Source organism: Plantibacter sp. (genome assembly GCF_059073635.1).
In genome coordinates this window covers 42,312-57,992 of the sequence record NZ_JCACOF010000002.1, presented here as the reverse complement: position 1 = coordinate 57,992, position 15,681 = coordinate 42,312, and the positions used below count along the sequence as shown (strand labels likewise).

Annotated in this window: 20 protein-coding genes and 1 pseudogene; 10 read left to right on the top strand and 11 right to left on the bottom strand. The window is 69.8% G+C overall.

Annotation, left to right across the window (positions count from 1 at the left end; translation table 11 throughout):
• The first annotated feature begins 311 nt into the window (after positions 1-311).
• On the top strand, positions 312-734 hold the full coding sequence (locus AC5JOC_RS02920; RefSeq protein ID WP_494245256.1) for an Lrp/AsnC family transcriptional regulator: 423 nt from the start codon (positions 312-314) through the stop codon (positions 732-734).
• 935 nt (positions 735-1,669) lie between these two features.
• Here AC5JOC_RS02920 and AC5JOC_RS02915 read toward each other — a convergent pair.
• The 3 genes from AC5JOC_RS02915 to AC5JOC_RS02905 all read right to left on the bottom strand — a co-directional run bounded on the left by AC5JOC_RS02915 (position 1,670) and on the right by AC5JOC_RS02905 (position 3,349).
• Positions 1,670-2,206 (bottom strand): MOSC domain-containing protein, encoded by a 537-nt coding sequence (locus tag AC5JOC_RS02915; RefSeq protein WP_085512137.1) that lies wholly within the window; start codon positions 2,204-2,206, stop codon positions 1,670-1,672.
• Between the two features lie 75 nt (positions 2,207-2,281).
• Complete coding sequence (locus AC5JOC_RS02910) at positions 2,282-2,788, bottom strand: GNAT family N-acetyltransferase (protein ID WP_494245289.1); 507 nt, start codon at positions 2,786-2,788, stop codon at positions 2,282-2,284.
• 105 nt (positions 2,789-2,893) lie between these two features.
• Positions 2,894-3,349 carry an Lrp/AsnC family transcriptional regulator gene (locus AC5JOC_RS02905; protein ID WP_192019422.1) on the bottom strand — a complete coding sequence of 152 codons (456 nt, stop codon included), beginning with the start codon at positions 3,347-3,349 and terminating at the stop codon, positions 2,894-2,896.
• 99 nt (positions 3,350-3,448) lie between these two features.
• Here AC5JOC_RS02905 and AC5JOC_RS02900 point away from each other — a divergent pair.
• A pseudogene (locus tag AC5JOC_RS02900) lies at positions 3,449-3,676 on the top strand (RBBP9/YdeN family alpha/beta hydrolase); the annotation flags it as partial.
• A 124-nt stretch (positions 3,677-3,800) separates the two neighbouring features.
• Positions 3,801-4,022, top strand: coding sequence for an alpha/beta hydrolase (locus AC5JOC_RS02895; RefSeq protein WP_494245253.1), 222 nt, complete (start codon positions 3,801-3,803; stop codon positions 4,020-4,022).
• Here AC5JOC_RS02895 and AC5JOC_RS02890 read toward each other — a convergent pair.
• Both AC5JOC_RS02890 and AC5JOC_RS02885 read right to left on the bottom strand, forming a co-directional pair.
• The gene (locus AC5JOC_RS02890) at positions 3,981-4,469 is read right to left on the bottom strand and encodes a TetR-like C-terminal domain-containing protein (RefSeq protein WP_494245287.1); all 489 of its coding nucleotides are present in this window, start codon (positions 4,467-4,469) and stop codon (positions 3,981-3,983) included. The two genes, AC5JOC_RS02895 and AC5JOC_RS02890, sit on opposite strands and share 42 nt — an antisense overlap.
• Positions 4,369-4,839, bottom strand: a complete 471-nt coding sequence (locus AC5JOC_RS02885; protein ID WP_159877177.1) for a hypothetical protein — start codon at positions 4,837-4,839, stop codon at positions 4,369-4,371. The genes AC5JOC_RS02890 and AC5JOC_RS02885 overlap by 101 nt, the downstream gene beginning before the upstream one ends.
• Positions 4,840-4,913: 74 nt before the next feature.
• On the opposite strand from AC5JOC_RS02885, the gene AC5JOC_RS02880 reads away from it, so the two are divergent.
• A complete protein-coding gene (locus AC5JOC_RS02880; RefSeq protein WP_494245251.1) occupies positions 4,914-5,816 on the top strand; it encodes a serine hydrolase domain-containing protein in 903 nt (300 codons plus the stop codon).
• Between the two features lie 19 nt (positions 5,817-5,835).
• Here AC5JOC_RS02880 and AC5JOC_RS02875 read toward each other — a convergent pair whose 3' ends face one another.
• Positions 5,836-6,180, bottom strand: coding sequence for a hypothetical protein (locus tag AC5JOC_RS02875; RefSeq protein ID WP_202939193.1), 345 nt, complete (start codon positions 6,178-6,180; stop codon positions 5,836-5,838).
• Positions 6,181-6,497: 317 nt separating this feature from the next.
• On the opposite strand from AC5JOC_RS02875, the gene ykgO reads away from it, so the two are divergent.
• The 6 genes from ykgO (at position 6,498) to AC5JOC_RS02845 (ending at position 12,199) form a co-directional block, all read left to right on the top strand.
• Positions 6,498-6,620, top strand: coding sequence for a type B 50S ribosomal protein L36 (ykgO, locus tag AC5JOC_RS02870; protein ID WP_064295097.1), 123 nt, complete (start codon positions 6,498-6,500; stop codon positions 6,618-6,620).
• Positions 6,617-7,678, top strand: coding sequence for a FecCD family ABC transporter permease (locus tag AC5JOC_RS02865; protein ID WP_244650723.1), 1,062 nt, complete (start codon positions 6,617-6,619; stop codon positions 7,676-7,678). The genes ykgO and AC5JOC_RS02865 overlap by 4 nt, the downstream gene beginning before the upstream one ends.
• A 34-nt stretch (positions 7,679-7,712) precedes the next feature.
• Positions 7,713-8,717 carry an ABC transporter substrate-binding protein gene (locus tag AC5JOC_RS02860; RefSeq protein ID WP_494245249.1) on the top strand — a complete coding sequence of 335 codons (1,005 nt, stop codon included), beginning with the start codon at positions 7,713-7,715 and terminating at the stop codon, positions 8,715-8,717.
• Entirely contained in the window at positions 8,714-9,511 is a 798-nt protein-coding gene (locus AC5JOC_RS02855) for an ABC transporter ATP-binding protein (protein WP_079704734.1), read from the top strand. The genes AC5JOC_RS02860 and AC5JOC_RS02855 overlap by 4 nt, the downstream gene beginning before the upstream one ends.
• On the top strand, positions 9,508-10,317 hold the full coding sequence (locus AC5JOC_RS02850; protein WP_079704733.1) for a class I SAM-dependent methyltransferase: 810 nt from the start codon (positions 9,508-9,510) through the stop codon (positions 10,315-10,317). Before AC5JOC_RS02855 ends, AC5JOC_RS02850 begins: the two co-directional genes overlap by 4 nt.
• A gap of 208 nt (positions 10,318-10,525) precedes the next feature.
• Positions 10,526-12,199 (top strand): RecQ family ATP-dependent DNA helicase, encoded by a 1,674-nt coding sequence (locus AC5JOC_RS02845; RefSeq protein ID WP_494245246.1) that lies wholly within the window; start codon positions 10,526-10,528, stop codon positions 12,197-12,199.
• Here AC5JOC_RS02845 and AC5JOC_RS02840 read toward each other — a convergent pair.
• From AC5JOC_RS02840 to AC5JOC_RS02820, 5 genes are read right to left on the bottom strand one after another with little or no spacing between them, the layout of a single operon-like run.
• Positions 12,149-12,811: an HAD-IA family hydrolase gene (locus AC5JOC_RS02840; RefSeq protein ID WP_494245244.1), complete on the bottom strand. Its 663-nt coding sequence runs from the start codon at positions 12,809-12,811 to the stop codon at positions 12,149-12,151. The two genes, AC5JOC_RS02845 and AC5JOC_RS02840, sit on opposite strands and share 51 nt — an antisense overlap.
• The gene (locus AC5JOC_RS02835; protein WP_229939788.1) at positions 12,808-13,293 is read right to left on the bottom strand and encodes an NUDIX domain-containing protein; all 486 of its coding nucleotides are present in this window, start codon (positions 13,291-13,293) and stop codon (positions 12,808-12,810) included. Before AC5JOC_RS02835 ends, AC5JOC_RS02840 begins: the two co-directional genes overlap by 4 nt.
• Positions 13,294-13,329: 36 nt before the next feature.
• Positions 13,330-13,845: an ASCH domain-containing protein gene (locus tag AC5JOC_RS02830; RefSeq protein ID WP_494245241.1), complete on the bottom strand. Its 516-nt coding sequence runs from the start codon at positions 13,843-13,845 to the stop codon at positions 13,330-13,332.
• Between the two features lie 45 nt (positions 13,846-13,890).
• Entirely contained in the window at positions 13,891-14,460 is a 570-nt protein-coding gene (locus tag AC5JOC_RS02825) for a hypothetical protein (protein ID WP_137242572.1), read from the bottom strand.
• 16 nt (positions 14,461-14,476) lie between these two features.
• Entirely contained in the window at positions 14,477-15,637 is a 1,161-nt protein-coding gene (locus AC5JOC_RS02820; protein WP_124768385.1) for a hypothetical protein, read from the bottom strand.
• Between the last annotated feature and the right edge of the window lie 44 nt (positions 15,638-15,681).

Below are 15,681 nucleotides of genomic sequence, written 5' to 3'. Positions count from 1 at the left end.
CCGAGGAGCTGCGGCCAGGGAGACCAGCCGCTCACGATGGGACGCGGCGAGCGCACCGGCAGCGACGGCGGCCGTGCAGTACGACACGTCCACCGTCGCCACGGCGGCGGCGGCAGGCAGTCCACGGCGCAGCCCGCGCGTGATGCCCTCCTGGAGGAGCAGCATCCCGATCGCCCCGAGCGGCGCGGCCAGGGCGAGGCCGGCGACGGACCCGGCGAGGAGGGCGACGAGGAGATCCATGCCGACGACTCTGGTGCAGCACACCGGTCGACGACAGTGTGTTCTGGCAGTGAGACGGCATACTGTGTCGCATGGACGACCTCGACAGTGCAATCATCGACGTTCTGCGGACCGAACGCGAGCGCATTTCGTTCAGTGAGCTCGGCCGTCAGATCGGGTTGAGCACGAATGCGACGGCGGCTCGTGTGCGTCGCCTGGAGCGCAGTGGCGTCATCACCGGGTACCGCGCGATCCTCGGCTCCGATGCCCCGGTCGCCGAGGACGGCCTGGAGGCGTTCATCGACGTCCGACTCGACCCCGCGCGCAAGTCGGAGGAGTTCCTGGAGTGGACCCGTCGGATCCCCGAGATCAGAGACGCGGTGCACGTCACCGGCGCCTACGACTACCTCGTCCACATCCGCGTCGCCGGCACCGCCGCCCTCGACCGCCTCCTCCGCAGCATGAAGAACGACGGAGGCGCGACCCACACGCAGACGCGGCTGGCGCTCCGGTAGATCACGAAACCACGAATCCGTCCTCAGGACGCCGGCGCAGATACCATCGCCTTGACCGCCCAGTCCGAAGAGACAGGAGCCGTCATGTCGCACGGATGAGAAGCGACCGTATGTGCCGTTGCGGGACCTGGTCGGCGATCTGGACTGCCGCTCCGCGTACCCTGGACAGCGCACATCAGGCCGCACCGGCGATCTTCATGATGGTCGACACGCTCGACGACGGTTCATGGTGCGACCGCGGTCGACTCGGCGACTCCTACACACGCCGCGGAGTTCGTCACGCGAGCTGAACGGCCTCACACGTCACGCCGTCACCGATGACGACCGCGCCGCGAGTTGGCGCGCTCGATCGCACTGAGGATCGATCGTCATCTAACTCAGCGACGTACACCCGGGTCACCCCGTGACGCGTTCAAGTCCCGACGTCGCGCCGTGGTCGCGGCGCTCGTCCCATGTCAGCGCTGGCGATCAGGCAACGGCTCGCCTGGGCACGGCCGGTACGACGATCGCGCGGTCCGTCGGGAGATCGCGACCTCGGTCGAACGTCCTCGACTACTTGAGCCTGAGCAGTCGTGTAGCCCGCGTTCAACGAGCTGTTCCACGCTGATCCGCTGCGACTGTGAACTGCCGACTTCGCCGGCGTAGCTCACGACGATCAGGAGTGCTCCGTTGTCGGCGAAGCGCTCGAACATCGCCGACGCAAAGCTCTCGACGCACCAGCATGATGGAACTGGACAACACCCGCCTGATCGCACCACGGAAGTATGCAGACGAGCGCACGAACCGATCTCGCGCCAGACTCACCAGGCGTGACGATCGCGCACGACCAGATGCATACCGCTTCACGAAGCGCATCCTCGCAGCACTGGTGAACATCGTGACCGGAGCCCCGATCGAGCACGGTGCCGGTGTGATCACGCTACCGCGGCCTGGCTTTACACCGGCGCGAGCGGTTCCCGGGCTCCGTCCGGCAGTTCCACGGTGATCGGGTCACCGGGCTGCACGACGCCACCGACGAGCACCACACCCATGACTCCCGTCTTGCGGACGGTGCGCCCCTCGGCGTCCGTACCGACGACCTGCTTGAGCAGGCCTGGTTCGAAGCGGTCGATCTGGACACACGGGTTCCGAAGCCCCGTCACCTCGACGACGGCGTCCGTCCCGAGCCGGAGCACGGCACCCGCGGGGAGGTCGAGGAGGTCCAGCCCCTCGGTGGTGATGTTCTCGCCCAGCTCACCCGGGGTGAGGTCGGCGTCCACCTCCGCGAAGAGCTCCCGGTGGATGAGGTGGACCTGCCGGAGGTTGGGCTGCGAGGGGTCTCGTCTCACCCGGGATCGATGCTGCACCGTCGCACCGAAATGCGCGTCTCCCTCGACACCCAGCCCGGCGACGAGCGTGATCGCGTCCCGTCGCGGCTTGGAGAAACGGTGCTCATCGTCGCTGCTGACCGAGACGACACGGGCGTTTGTCATCTCCCCAGTCTGCCTGGGCGAACAGGACCGACGGAAGTCCCCGATACTCATGTCCCGGCGCGCGAGCTGGCACACTCAGCGGTGCAGGATCACCTGGTACAGGTTGTGGTCCTGCCAGGTCCCGGCGATCCGCAGGTACGACGGAGCCATGCCGATGTGCTCGAACCCCGCTTTGCGGAGCACCCGTTGCGAACCGTGGTTGTGCAGCAGGGTGCTCGCCTCGACCCGGTGCAGGCCGAGGTCGTCGCGCGCCACCCGGACGATCGCCTGCACGGCGGCCGTCGCGAGGCCCTTGCCCGCGTACTCCGCGTCCACCCAGTAGCCCAACCCGGCGTTCTGGAACGGGCCACGGACGATCCCCGACAGGTTGAACCTGCCGACGATGGTCGTGCCGTCGAACAGGCCGAGCGAGTATCCGCTCCCGGCGGCACTCGACGCGAGCTTGCTGGCGAGGTCAGCCGATTGCGCGGCCTCGGTGAAGAACTCGTCGGATCGAGCCGGCTCCCAGGGGGCCAGATGGTCGCGGTTCCGCGAGTACGCCGCAGCGAGTTCCCTCGCGTCGCCGAGTTCCAAGGGCCGCATGTCGATGCCGTCGGCGAGGTTGATCACGGTGAACACCCGTCAACGGTAGTCGCCGCCGGGCGCACTCGACCACCCCGATGCGACGTGCGTATCGCTGAGCGAGACTCAGCGGCTGGCGATGGGGTGGGCCGGGTACTCGCGCAGCACCAGGGCCGTGCTGACGGGACCGAACCGGCCGATGGCGTCGATGATCTGCTCGAGGCGTTCCGGCGAGGGGGCGTGCACGTCGAGGACGAAACAGTCCTCGCCGGTCACGCGGTAGATCCGGTGGATCTCCGGCAGCTCGTCGAACTGGGTCAGTGACGCCTGGATCTGCGCGTGGGTCGTCCGGAGTCGGACGACGGCGTGCGTCGTGAGCCCGAGCTTCTGCGGCGACACCCGCGCCCCGTAGCCGGTGATGTACCCGGCGAGCTCGAGCTTGCGGACCCGCGCCGACACCGCCGGCTGGGACAGGTGCACGAGCCGGGCGAGGTCGGTCATCGTGGTTCGCCCGTCGACCTGGAGCACGTCGAGGATCGTCTGATCCGTTCGATCGAAGGAAAGCGAAGCATCGTCCGTCATCTGCTTAGTAAACAACGGATGATGACGCTCCAGCTGCTGACACCGAGGGTCCGACTGGCACGCTGAGGGCAGATCACCCAGCCACGACGAAGGAATCCCATGTCGATCATCACCATGCCCGGGATCGGTGGATCCGACGACGCCCACTGGCAGTCCCACTGGGAGCGCGCGACGCCTGCGATCCGACGGTTCGCACCGGCTTCCTGGGACGAGCCGGATCTCGACGACTGGTCCGCTGCGCTCGACCGGGCGGTGGCGGACGAACCGGCGATCCTGGTGGCCCACAGCCTCTCGTGTCTGCTGGCCGTCCGCTGGGCGGCGGCGAACCCTGCACGAGTCGCCGGGCTGTTCCTCGTCGCTGCACCCGATCCCAGACGGGCCGCGGTTCCCGACGGTCGCCGCAGCGTTCGCCGAGGATCTCGATGTCCGGCCATCCGTACCCGCACTCCTCGTGACCAGCGAGGACGACCCGTACTGTTCGGAGGCGCGCGCAGCCGGGTTCGCCACCATGTGGGGCGTGCCTCGGATCAGCATCGGGCGGCAGGGCCACGTGAACTCCGCCAGTGGACTCGGCGCTTGGCCGGAGGGCCGGCGACTGCTGACCGCGTTCAGCGCGGGGGTCGGGAGGATCTCAGGCGGGCCGCGCTCGGTGGTGGCGCTGCCAGTCGGCTGACGCGACGCCGTTCAGGACGCTCAGCACGGTCCGTTCGGCCAGGCCGTCGTCGATCGGCTGGTGCCCGAAGAAGGCACGGTAGTAGAGCGGGGCCGCCAGGAGGTCGAGCGTGAGTTCCATGTCGAGGCCGCCCTGGATGTCGCCACGCTCGACCGCGTGCTCGAGCACCGCTCGCGAGGTCGCCCGGCGAGCCTCGAAGTAGTCGCGGCGGAAGACCTCGCGCAACGCCGGATCCGCCTCGAGGTCGGACACGAGCCCCGGAAGCGCCCGGGTGATCGGGGAGTCCTGGAAGGCGGGCGAAGGCCTGCGCCGGCGAGCGCAGCGTGCGACCGGCGCTCGGACGTGATCAGCGGACGCTGCAGGGCCCCGAGGCGGACAACACGATGACCGGGCCCACCTCGGGCGCGTCGGCGAACTCCCCGAGACGCAGGTAGAACCCGTCGTCAGACGTGAACGCCACGGCCCGAGTGGCGTCTGACGATCCATCCGCGGCGACCTTCTTCTCCACCTTCCATCCCGCGCGTCCGGCGTACATGGCGGCCGCATCGTCCAACCAGGCGGCACGGTCGAAGTCCGCTGCGACGCTGACCGTCAGGATCCCGTTGAATTGCGCGGCGCCACCGGTGCACTGGATGTCGACGTCGTCCTCGACCCCCGTCGACGCGCTGTCGGCAGGCAGCGTCGCCTCGAACTCGGCACGGAGCGAGAGCGCCTCCGACTTCGTGGTGTCGTAGTCCGGCCTGATCTGCAACGATCCACAGCCTGCGAGCGCGCAGGCGAGGACGATGCCGATGAGGCCGAGCATTGTCCGACGCATGATGCGATCCCTCCCCGAATGGACCAAGGTCTCCAGCGTAGGTGCCGGGGACGACCGTCGGGCAGACTGGACCGGTGACCAGATCCGACCCGATCCGAGCCGACACCACCCGAGCAGCCCTCCTCCGCGACCGCATCGTCCAGCAGGTCGCCGAGCAGGGCTTCGGCGCGCACGGCCTGCACGTGCTCGCCGGTGACGACGAGGCCGAGCATCGCTGGACCGAGGACGTCCGTGAGGACATCCACTCCGCGGCGAAGGGCGTGTGTGTGCTCGCCGCCGGCCTCGCCATCGACGACGGCCTCATCACGATGGACACCACGCTGGGCGCCGTGTTCCCTGAAGCCGACTTCGGCGACGGCACCGCCGACGTCACCCTCCGGCACCTGTTGAACATGACGAGCGGCGTCGACCTCCCCTGGTCGCCGACCCTGCTGTCCGACTGGCCGGACCTGACCCTCGAGTTCCTGAGCAGGCCGTCCCGTGGTCGCGTCTTCCAGTACTCGAACGCCAGCACCTACACGGCGATGCGCGCGCTCGAGACCCGGGTCGGCGACGTCGGCGACTACCTCGAGCAGCGACTCCTCGCACCGCTCGGCATCCACGAAGCGCCCTGGGAGCGGTGCCCCCGCGGATTCATCGCATCCGGCGGAGGGCTGCAGCTCCGCACCACGGAACTCGCGCGCATCGGACGACTCATCCGCGACCGCGGCCGGTGGGCGGGCGAACAACTCCTGTCGCCGGAGTGGATCGACGCCATGCACACCGACTGGGTGCCCTCCGGAACCGGCGCCGGGTACGAGCGGTATGCGCTCGCCGGATGGGACGGTCCGGGCGCGGCCTGGCGACTCCACGGTGCCTATGGGCAGCTCGTCGTCTTCGCCGGCGACGCTGTGGTCACCATCACGGCCGAAGACCACGAGGGGGCCGACCGCATCGCGGCCTCCGTGTCCTCGCTCCTCACCGACACCGCGGACTGAGCCCGCCTGCGGGCGCGGGTCAGCTTCCTGCGCGGAGCACTCCCGCCGCCGCTTCGACGGTCGAGACGAACGTGGCGCCGACGCTCCGGTGCCCGGACCGGATCTCCTGCTGCGGAGCGTCGGAGAGCACGACCACGTCGATGTCGAGGATGCGGCAGACACGCGCCTTGTACGCGATGTCGACGCGGTCCCCGGCTCGCGGGCACAAGACGACCGCGCTCGGCGGGAAGCGGTCGTCCGTGAGCATCTCGCCCCAGGACGACGCCGCGATCGTCACCTGCAGATCAGGTGCGTTGGAGCCGAGCCACGACACGGCAGACGCGCGGGCGCGGTCGTCACTGTCCAGTACGCCGACCGTTCGCATCGATACCTCGTCACTCGTCACCGCATCCGGAGTCATACCCCGATGGTGTCGGCGCCATCCGTAAGATACCAGCGCCGGGACCACCCGCGGTGCACGGGATCCGAACCCCACCGCACCACCCACCCACGCCTCATGCGGACCAGCACCGTGGTCGACGGCGATCATCGTCGTGATCGCGGTCGTGGCCGCGGCACCGTCGTTCCGCGCACCACGCCCACTGCCGGGCGAGCACACCTCGGAGCGGCCGCCCGATGTGACAGCGGTTCGTTGCTCGCGCTATGGTATTGATAACCATTATCAATACGGAGGCTGCGTTCATGAAGGTCCGGAACTCGTTGAAGTCGCTCAAGAAGATGCCGGGCGCACAAGTGGTGCGTCGACGCGGTCGCGTGTTCGTCATCAACAAGCTCAACCCGCGCTTCAAGGCGCGTCAGGGTTGAGCGAGGTCGTCGTCGCGTCCATCCGGCGTGGCCGCCGGCATGACGCGGCGATGACCGTCGGCCTGGTCCTGCTCGCCGTGGCGACGATCCTGGTCGCCGTGGCGATCGGCCCAGTCCCCATCGACCCGGCGACGGTCCTCGGCGTGCTCACCCGGCACCTCGTCGGGGCCGCGCCCGGCCCCTGGCCGGACTCGGTCGATCAGATCGTCTGGATCACGAGAGCGCCGCGGGTGGCCATGGGGCTCGTCGCCGGCGCCGTGCTCGCCGTCGCCGGAGTCATGCTGCAGGCCCTCGTCCGCAATGCGCTCGCAGACCCGTACCTGCTCGGGCTCAACTCTGGCGCTTCGACGGGTGTCGCCCTCGTCGTGCTCGTCATCGGCGGTGGCGGCGCACTCCTGGTCGCCGGTGCCGCCCTGGCCGGGGCCATCGGTGCGGTGGTGCTGGTCGTTCTGCTCGCCGGGGTCGCGAACCGCCGCGGGCCCCTGCGGTTGGTCCTCGCCGGGCTCGCTGTCGGATACGCACTGAACGCCACCACGAGCTTCCTCGTCTTCTCCAGCGACGCACCGGAGGCGGCGCGCTCCGTGCTGTTCTGGCTCCTGGGGTCGCTGGCGTCGGTGCAGCCGGTCGCGCTCCTCGCCGCAGCCGTCTCGGCGACCATCGGTCTCAGCGCCCTCATCGTCCTCGCACCGTGGACCGACGCGCTCGCATCGGGCGACGACTCGGCCAGATCGGTCGGGATCGATCCCGAGCGAGCTCGGATCGGACTGATGGTCGGCGTCTCGGCGATGGTCGGCGTGACGGTCGCGGCCGTCGGCGGGGTCGGCTTCATCGGTCTCGTGATCCCGCATCTCGCGCGCAGACTCGTCGGCGGACGCCACCGGGCGGTGATCCCGGTCGCCGCCCTGCTCGGCGGCATCGTCCTGGTCGTCGCCGACACCATCGCCCGAACCGCGTTCGCCCCGCAGGAGATCCCGGTCGGCGTGATCACCGGGATCCTCGGCGCCCCGTTCCTCCTCGTGCTCCTCCGGCAGGGCCAAGGCGCCCGGTCTGAGGCATGAGCTCCCCACCCATCCATCAGAACGGAAGACACCGATGACCACACCCCGATTCCGGCGAGCGCTCCTCGCCGCGACCGTCCCCGTGCTCGCGCTCGGCCTGCTGAGCGGCTGCACGGCCACCACCGCCGCCGAGACGTCGCCCGCTCCGAGCGACGCCGGCTTCCCGGTCACCATCGAGAACTGCGGTTCGACGATCACGTTGGACGCACCCGCCCGACGCATCGTGCTCGTGAACGACGACGAGCTCCCCAACCTGGAGGCGCTGAGAGCCGTCGACCGGATCGTCGCCATCACCGCGACCCCGCAACCCGGACTGTATGCGGACGCCACGTACGACGCGCTCGACGCCCTGTCGCCGCTCACCACCGAGCAGAATGCGACGGGTGGTTCGGTCGTCTCCCAGGAGAGCATCCTCGGCGCGTCACCTGATCTGGTCATCGCCCCTGAGAACGCCGTGGACCGCGACGCCCTGGCGGCGAGTGGAATCCCCGTCTACTCCCCCACCGCGTACTGCTCGAACCCGGACCCGGAGCTCAGCACGACCGCGACCTTCGACCGGGTCTGGAACGAGGTCCGGTCACTCGGAAGTCTGCTCGGAGCTGGCGACCAAGCGGAGCAAGCCATCGCCGCGGCGAAGGCGACGGTGCAGTCATCTGCTCCCGCTGCGGGGACGGCCGCGGCACTCTACGTCTCGTCCGGCGGCGCCGTGCTGTCACCATACGGCGGCCCGAGCATGGTCACCCCGGTCTTCGCGGCCGCAGGTCTCACCAACGTGTACGCGGACTCGGATCAGCGGGTCTTCGATGCCAGCGTGGAGGACATCATCTCCCGCGATCCCGGCACGATCGTGCTGCTGTACTCGAGCGGCGACCCGCAGGGCACGATCGACACCTTCCTGAACACGCCGGGCGTCTCCGGACTGCGTGCTGTCCGTGAAGACCGAGTCGTGGCCCTCCGCTTCCCGTACACGGATCCGCCGAGCGTGCTTTCGGTCCGGGGGCCCGGCGAGCTCGCCCGACTCCTGGACGGCCTGGGATGATCGAAGCCGCGGCGGTGACCGTCCGCTCCGGCGGCCGAACGCTGCTCGACGCCGTCTCCTTCACCGCGCCGACCGGCAGCGTGACCGGCATCGTCGGGCCGAACGGCGGCGGGAAGACGACACTGCTGCGCGCGCTCGTGCGGGCCGTCCCGGTCGTGAGCGGACGCATCACCGTCGACGGTCAGGACATCCGTACGCGGCGCCGACGGTGGATCGCCCGAACGGTCGCCGAGGTCGGCCAACGCATCGACCCTGACCCGGGGCTGCGCGTCGTCGACGAGGTGTCGTTGGGTGGTCTCGCCGAGCGAGGGGTGCTGCGCGCCGGCGGCACCGCGCACGATGAGCAGGTGGCCGGTGCGATCGACACGGTCGGGCTGACCCCTCGCGCGTTCGACCGCCTGGCCACCCTGTCCGGCGGCGAGCTCCAGCGGGTCGCACTCGCCAGGGCGCTTGCGCAGCGCGCACCGCACGCCCTGCTCGACGAACCCACGAACCACCTCGACCTCAGACATCGGCTGGAGGTCGTGGCACTCCTGCGCACGATCGCGCCCACCGTGGTGGTCGTGTTGCACGACCTCGACCTCGCGGCACGGGTCTGCGACCACCTCGTCCTCCTCCACCACGGCCGCGTCGCCGGGGCAGGCCCGCCCCGCGACGTCCTGCATCCCGGCCTCATCGACCGGGTCTACGACGTGAGCACCCAGCGGCTCGAAGACGCGGCCGGCCGGGTGCGGTTCGAATTCTCACTGCCACCCGAACGACACCTCCACCCCGACACCAAGGAGTCCTCATGACCGAATCCACTTCAGCCGGCGACGCGACGACGCTCGCGACCGCTCGGAGCCTCGCATCGCGCTGGGATGCGCAGCAGACCGGCTACATCAGGCATCGAGCCGAGCGGTTCGACACGATCGCGCGCGTCGTCGCGGCGATCTGCGCGGATTCGCCCGCGCCCCGCATCCTCGATCTCGCGGGCGGGACGGGCTCCCTCGCCGAGCACGTCCTCGCGACCGTCCCGAACGGTCAGGCGGTCGTCGCGGACAAGGACCCCGCGCTCCTCGCCATCGCCGCCGACCTCGCGACCGCTGACCCGCGGCTCTCGATCGCCGAGGTCGACCTGTCCCTGAGCGACTGGATCACGCATCCGCAGATCGGCGACGGACCATTCGACGCCGTGGTCTCGTCGACCGCGCTGCACTGGTTGCAGCCCGCCGAGCTCGTGGAGGTCTACCGGGCGCTGCCCGCACTCATCCGGCCGGGCGGCATCGTCCTGAACGGCGATCACCTCTTGTACGGCGGACACCACGAACCGACCCTGGCCGGGATCGCCCGCGCCGACGACGAAGCGATGCAGCAGGAGACCTTCTCGGGCGACACCGACACGTGGGACGACTGGTGGGACGCGGTTGCGGCCACGCCGCGCTACGCCGACGCGCTCCGCCGACGCGACGAGGTCTGGGGCGAGTCGATCCACCAGGCTCCGCCGAAGGTCACCCTCGGCTTCCACCTCGAGACGCTCCGTAGCGCGGGGTTCAGCGAGACCGGGACCGTCTGGCAGTACCTCGACGACCACGTGCTCTACGGCATCATGCCGCACTGATCGCCACGCCGGGGTGGGCCGACGTCGCGAAGATGTCTCGCTCAAGCCTCACCGGTGAGGCCCGAGGACTGTCTGCTCAGGATGCGACGTCGACCGGTCCCCACGGTAGACGAGGCCACCGACAGCGTTCGACGGATCGCTGTTGCAGAGCCAGGCACGGTCGTCAAGAGTCAACTGCACGTCGGTGCGCGGAGGTAGCGTCGCCGACATGGGTTCTTCTCGCTCGTCCGCCGCTTCCCTCGCCCGCATCGCCCGCGAGGACTTCGGGTGGGACACGTTCCTGCCGGGACAGCGCGAGGCGATCCAGTCGGCCGTCGCCGGCCGGGACACGCTCCTGGTCCTCGCCACCGGCGGCGGGAAGTCGGCCGTCTACCAGGTCGCCGGCGCCCAGCGCGGCGGTGTGACCCTGGTGATCTCACCGCTGGTCGCCCTGCAGGCCGACCAGATCGCCTCGATCGCCGACGCACCGGACGCACCGCCGGCCGTCGCGCTCAACGCCTCGCTCGGGACGGCCGCCGTCGCCGCGGCATGGGACCTCATCGACCAGGGCGGCCCGGTCTACGTGTTGCTGGCTCCGGAGCAGCTCGCGAACGAGGAGACCGTCGCTCGACTCCGGGCGGCCGGCGTGTCCCTGATGGTCGTCGACGAAGCGCACTGCGTGTCCTCGTGGGGGACCGATTTCCGACCCGACTACCTCCGCTTGGCCGACGTCCGTCACGACCTCGGCGACCCGCCCGTCCTCGCCATGACGGCCACCGCCTCCGGGCCCGTCCGCTCGGAGATCATCGAACGGTTGCGCATGCACGACCCGGACGTCCAGGTCCACGGCGTCGACCGACCGGAGATCCGACTCCTCGTCCGCCGCCACGAGAGCGAAGCGGAGAAACGGGCAGCGGTCGTCGACGAGGCTCGCAGCTGGACCGCACCCGGGTTGGTCTACGTGGCCACGAGAGCCGAGACGACCCGATATGCGGAGGAGATCGCCGCCGACGGACGACAGGTGGCCGCGTACCACGCGGGCCTGTCGTCGAAGGAGCGTCGCGCCGTCCACGACCGCTGGCGCGCCGGCGAACTCGACGTCGTCGTCGCCACCTCGGCGTTCGGCATGGGGATCGACCGCGCAGACGTCCGCTTCGTCCTGCACGCCACGACCTCCGAATCGCTCGACGCCTACTATCAGGAGGTCGGTCGTGCGGGGCGGGACGGCGAACCGGCCACCACCGCGCTCCACTACCGCGCGGAGGACCTCGGTCTCCGTCGTTTCTTCACCAAGCGTTCGGTGTCGGAATCCGCACTGCGCGCCGTCTGGCGGGCCGTCCGTTCGACGCCCGGCCTGTCGGTCGGCGAGCTCGCGACGAAGGTCAACCAGCCGCGACGGAGCGTCACGAGGCTCGTCAACGACCTCGCCGACGCACGGCTGGTCGACACGGTGGACGGCGTCCGGGCCGTCCAGGAGGTCGGTCCCAAGCGAGCCGTCGCCGCCGTCCGCGAGACGCTCGCGTCGCGGGAACGCATCGCGGAGTCGCGGCTGGCGATGATGCGCACCTATGCCGAGACCTCCCACTGCCGCCGGCGCGTCCTGCTGGAGTACTTCGGTGTCGAGGCCCCGGAGTGGTGCGGGAACTGCGACGGCTGCGAACGGCACGAAGCGCATCAGGAGCAGGAGCGGGCACAGCAGCACGCCGGGACGGACAGCGCCAGCGACGCCTCCCCCTTGCACGTCGACCAGGCGGTGCACCACGAGGAGTTCGGTCCAGGCACCGTCATGGGCGTCGAGCCCGACCGCGTCACCATCTTCTTCGACGCGGAGGGCTACAAGGTCGTGGCGCTCTCAGCGCTCGAGACCGGCGTCCTCACGGCCCGCCAGCTCGCCTCGGCCTGAGCGTTCGGGCGCCTGCGCACCGCGAACCGGTACTCCCGCGGCGTGCAGGCGACCCCGAAGGTCGTCGACCGTCGTGAACCGGTGCGTGGACATCGACAGGCGTGCTGCTCCGGCGAGCTTCGCTGCCGAGTCATCGGTGAAGAACACGTCCTCGCCCCGCACCTGCAGCGCATCGAGCACGTGCTGGAACGCTCGGACGTCGGGTTTCGCGAAGCCGATGTCCGCCGAGTTGAAGATCGCGTCGAAGTGGTCGGCGATGCCGGACGTCGCCAGCTCAGCGGCGATGGTGTCCGTGCCGTTCGTGAGCACCGCCGTCCTCAGCCCGGCGGCGCGGATCTCATCGGACAGGTCCAGTAGCGCGTCGTCGACCGACCACGTCTGAGCACCCCATTCCTCAGCTGCCGCCTGGTCACCGACGAGGTGTCCGATCCGGCTGACCCATTCGGCTCTCGTGATCCGGCCGGTGGTGACCTCGTCGATGAGCGGCGCCGCGAAGGCGATCCCGGCGAGCGCACCGGGCTGCAGCCCGTACCTGACCTCGATGTCGGAAACCGGTGCCGGATCGAAGTGTCGGATCACGCCGTCGAGGTCGAACAGGACGACGCTGATCACGACCCGACCCGTTCCTCGCTACCCGCCGACTCATGTCCAGGGGCGTCGCCGATGACGCGATCGATCCAATCGCGTCGCGGCAGGGTCGGGATCTCGTCCCGAGCGAACCAACCGAGTTCGAGAAGTTCCTCGGGATCTGCGGTCGCCTCACTGAGGAGCTCGCAGTCGTAGGCGGTGGTGACGTACCCGACGTGGTCGCCGTTCGGGTAGCGCACCATCATCGGTTCACCGCCGTACACCCCGACGATGCCGCGGATGCGGACCCGGGCGCCGGTCTCCTCGAGGACCTCGCGGAGCAGTGCGTCGGCGGGCTCCTCACCCGGCTCGACGCCGCCGCCGATCAGGCTCCAGAGGCCGGAGTGGTGATGGCGACCGAGGAGGAACCGGTCCCCGTCCCTGATCACCGCGGTGACCCCGGGGAGCATGAGGAACCCGGTCCCGATGTGGGCGCGGATCGAGGCGACGTAGTCGGACATCGGCATGCGGGGAGTCTACGGAACCGGTCTGACCGGAACGTGTCAGTCGGCGTGCTCCGGCGGCCACACCACGGCGAAGTACTCGAAGACGATGTCCTCGGACTCCGACCACGCCGCGCCCCGGGCCGCGCTGGTCCGCTCCCAGTAGCGTCGGTGTTCGCGCTGCCAGCTCTCGAGCGTGCGGTCGTCCTCACCTTCGGCGAACGCGAACGCGGCGTCTGCACTCGCGAACGGTCCGATGCGCAGCGCGGTGCTGCGGATGATGATCCGCGGGGCCCCGGTACTGTCGCACGCGATCCAGTGCGACCCGATCCGCGGGAGCGGGTCCCCGCGGTGCGCGAACTCCGAGACGAGTTCGGCGGTGGCCCGCTTCCGTCCGCTCAGGACGATGTCGAGCAGTTCGTCGGCCAGCCCGGCCGTGTCGCCGAAATGCTCGACCGTGTAGTCGGCGTCGTCCAGTCCCGCGCCGCCGCGATGCTCGGCGTACGCCTGCCACATCGTCCTCGCGGCATCGACGTCGGGGGCGGCGACCGGGCTGGCGGCGTGTGCGGAGTCCATACATCCGATCGTGCCAGACCATCCGACAGAGCCGTCGACCATGGCTCAGCGCAGACGGCCGCCGGTGAACGCGTTCGTCGCGGCGAGGACGGTGTCGACGGGTGTGTCGATCGCCACTTCGCCGACCTGGAAACCGAGCTTGCCGAGCGCGGCGAAGGACCTCGGCGGGAGGGTCGTCGAGACGCCCGGAGACTGCGCGGTCAGACCGGGGACGAGGTGGAAGGTCAGGATCCGCCACTTGCCGCGTGAGCGTACCGAGATGCGCTCGATCGCTCCCCACGGGAGGAAGACCTCTCCTTGCGGGATGCTCCCACGAAGGCCGTCGGCGTCGAGCGTCAGTACCGTGCGAGCCACTGACTGCGCTCCACGGACCGTCGCGAACTGCACCACCGCGAACAGCATGAGCCAGGAGATGACGCTGAAGGACAGTCCGGACAGCATGCCGAGGGCGAATCCGCCGGACGTCGTGGTCAGCACGGCGAGGAGCATCCCGAGCACCGGGATCAGTGCCGCTCCGATCAGGGTGAAGACGAACGCCGGGCGGGTCACCCGCTCCGTACGCACCGGGTCGGAGCCGACGACGAGTGGCGGGAAGGACTGCGGTGCACCGTTCATGAGGACAGTATGCCGCTCACCGCGCGGTGAGGCCCGAGCCGTCCGCATCGGCGACGAACGAGGTGGAACCGTAGTCGTCCCCGACACTGAAGGTGATCTGCGGCGGTCCGGCCGAACGGGCGAACGTGGGGCTGTCGACGTCGGTGTCGGTCGACCGGACGACGTATGCGAGCGCGTCACCCACGGGCAGGCCGACCTGCTCTGCGCCGTCCTGCATCAACGCCCAGACGCGGTCGAGCGCGACGTCCGACCAGGAGAACTGCTCGGCCGCCGATTCGGGTTGGATGCTCGCCGCGCCGTCGTTGGTGACCTGGCCATACCGGTACTCCCACCGGTCGGTCTTCGTGTCCCCCACGGTGAGCGGCGCCTGGACGATGACGAAATCGGCGGCGACCGTGATCGACACCACACGGTCATGACCGATCGCTTCCTGGAGCGCGCGCTGCGCCTCCGCGAGCGCCCCCGGGCGACGGAGGTCGGGTCGGAGGCGTCCGTCCTCGAGGGCAGCGATCGCCTGCGCGACGGACTGGTGGTACGGCACGACCACGATGGCCGCTGCCGCGATGGCGACGATCGCGAACAGGGCGAAGCGGCCGGGACGACCGGCCCGGCCGACGCCGAGCAACGGTCCGCGTCGCCGTCCGTCGACGATGCGCCGGTGCGGCTCGACGGGGAGGAACGGGACGGACGCGCGAGCCGGCACGCGCAACCGTGAACGCTCCGCCGGAGCGAGCTCGCCGGCGTCGATGAAGGCGACCTCGGGGCCGCCGTCGAGCAGGATCGCGACATCGCGCTCGGTGCCCGGCTGGAACATCGGGATGGCGGTCAGCGGGACGACGGTGCGCATCGTGCTCGCGAACGCCGCTCCGTGAAGCGGCTGGACGGTCAGGTCGAGTTCGCACAGCGGCTGGTCGTTGATCTGGGTGCCGGTCTGACGGAGCGCATCGACGCGGGCGACCCCGAGCCGACGAGCGTCCTTGGCCTGCTGGACGGCCTGAGGCGAAGCACCGACGGCGTTACCCACCGACCGGGCCACGAGCGTGAGCACCGAGGTCATGATGAAGACGGGGAGTGCGACACCGGCGACTGCGTACCCGACGTCGGGCGGACCGACGGTGATCACGATGACGCCGCCGAGCAGAGCACCGAGAGCCGCGAAGGCGATCAGACGAAGCATGCTTTCGACCTTATCGAAGCGCTCGATCCCACCACCGCCGGCGG

Coding starts and splice junctions, on each gene's coding strand:
- AC5JOC_RS02920 (WP_494245256.1), top strand. CDS start 312: ATGGACGACCTCGACAGTGCAATCATCGACGTTCTGCGGACCGAACGC.
- AC5JOC_RS02915 (WP_085512137.1), bottom strand. CDS start 2,206: ATGACAAACGCCCGTGTCGTCTCGGTCAGCAGCGACGATGAGCACCGT.
- AC5JOC_RS02910 (WP_494245289.1), bottom strand. CDS start 2,788: ATGCGGCCCTTGGAACTCGGCGACGCGAGGGAACTCGCTGCGGCGTAC.
- AC5JOC_RS02905 (WP_192019422.1), bottom strand. CDS start 3,349: ATGACGGACGATGCTTCGCTTTCCTTCGATCGAACGGATCAGACGATC.
- AC5JOC_RS02885 (WP_159877177.1), bottom strand. CDS start 4,839: ATGCGTCGGACAATGCTCGGCCTCATCGGCATCGTCCTCGCCTGCGCG.
- AC5JOC_RS02875 (WP_202939193.1), bottom strand. CDS start 6,180: ATGCGAACGGTCGGCGTACTGGACAGTGACGACCGCGCCCGCGCGTCT.
- ykgO (WP_064295097.1), top strand. CDS start 6,498: ATGAAGGTCCGGAACTCGTTGAAGTCGCTCAAGAAGATGCCGGGCGCA.
- AC5JOC_RS02860 (WP_494245249.1), top strand. CDS start 7,713: ATGACCACACCCCGATTCCGGCGAGCGCTCCTCGCCGCGACCGTCCCC.
- AC5JOC_RS02855 (WP_079704734.1), top strand. CDS start 8,714: ATGATCGAAGCCGCGGCGGTGACCGTCCGCTCCGGCGGCCGAACGCTG.
- AC5JOC_RS02850 (WP_079704733.1), top strand. CDS start 9,508: ATGACCGAATCCACTTCAGCCGGCGACGCGACGACGCTCGCGACCGCT.
- AC5JOC_RS02845 (WP_494245246.1), top strand. CDS start 10,526: ATGGGTTCTTCTCGCTCGTCCGCCGCTTCCCTCGCCCGCATCGCCCGC.
- AC5JOC_RS02835 (WP_229939788.1), bottom strand. CDS start 13,293: ATGCCGATGTCCGACTACGTCGCCTCGATCCGCGCCCACATCGGGACC.
- AC5JOC_RS02830 (WP_494245241.1), bottom strand. CDS start 13,845: ATGGACTCCGCACACGCCGCCAGCCCGGTCGCCGCCCCCGACGTCGAT.
- AC5JOC_RS02825 (WP_137242572.1), bottom strand. CDS start 14,460: ATGAACGGTGCACCGCAGTCCTTCCCGCCACTCGTCGTCGGCTCCGAC.
- AC5JOC_RS02820 (WP_124768385.1), bottom strand. CDS start 15,637: ATGCTTCGTCTGATCGCCTTCGCGGCTCTCGGTGCTCTGCTCGGCGGC.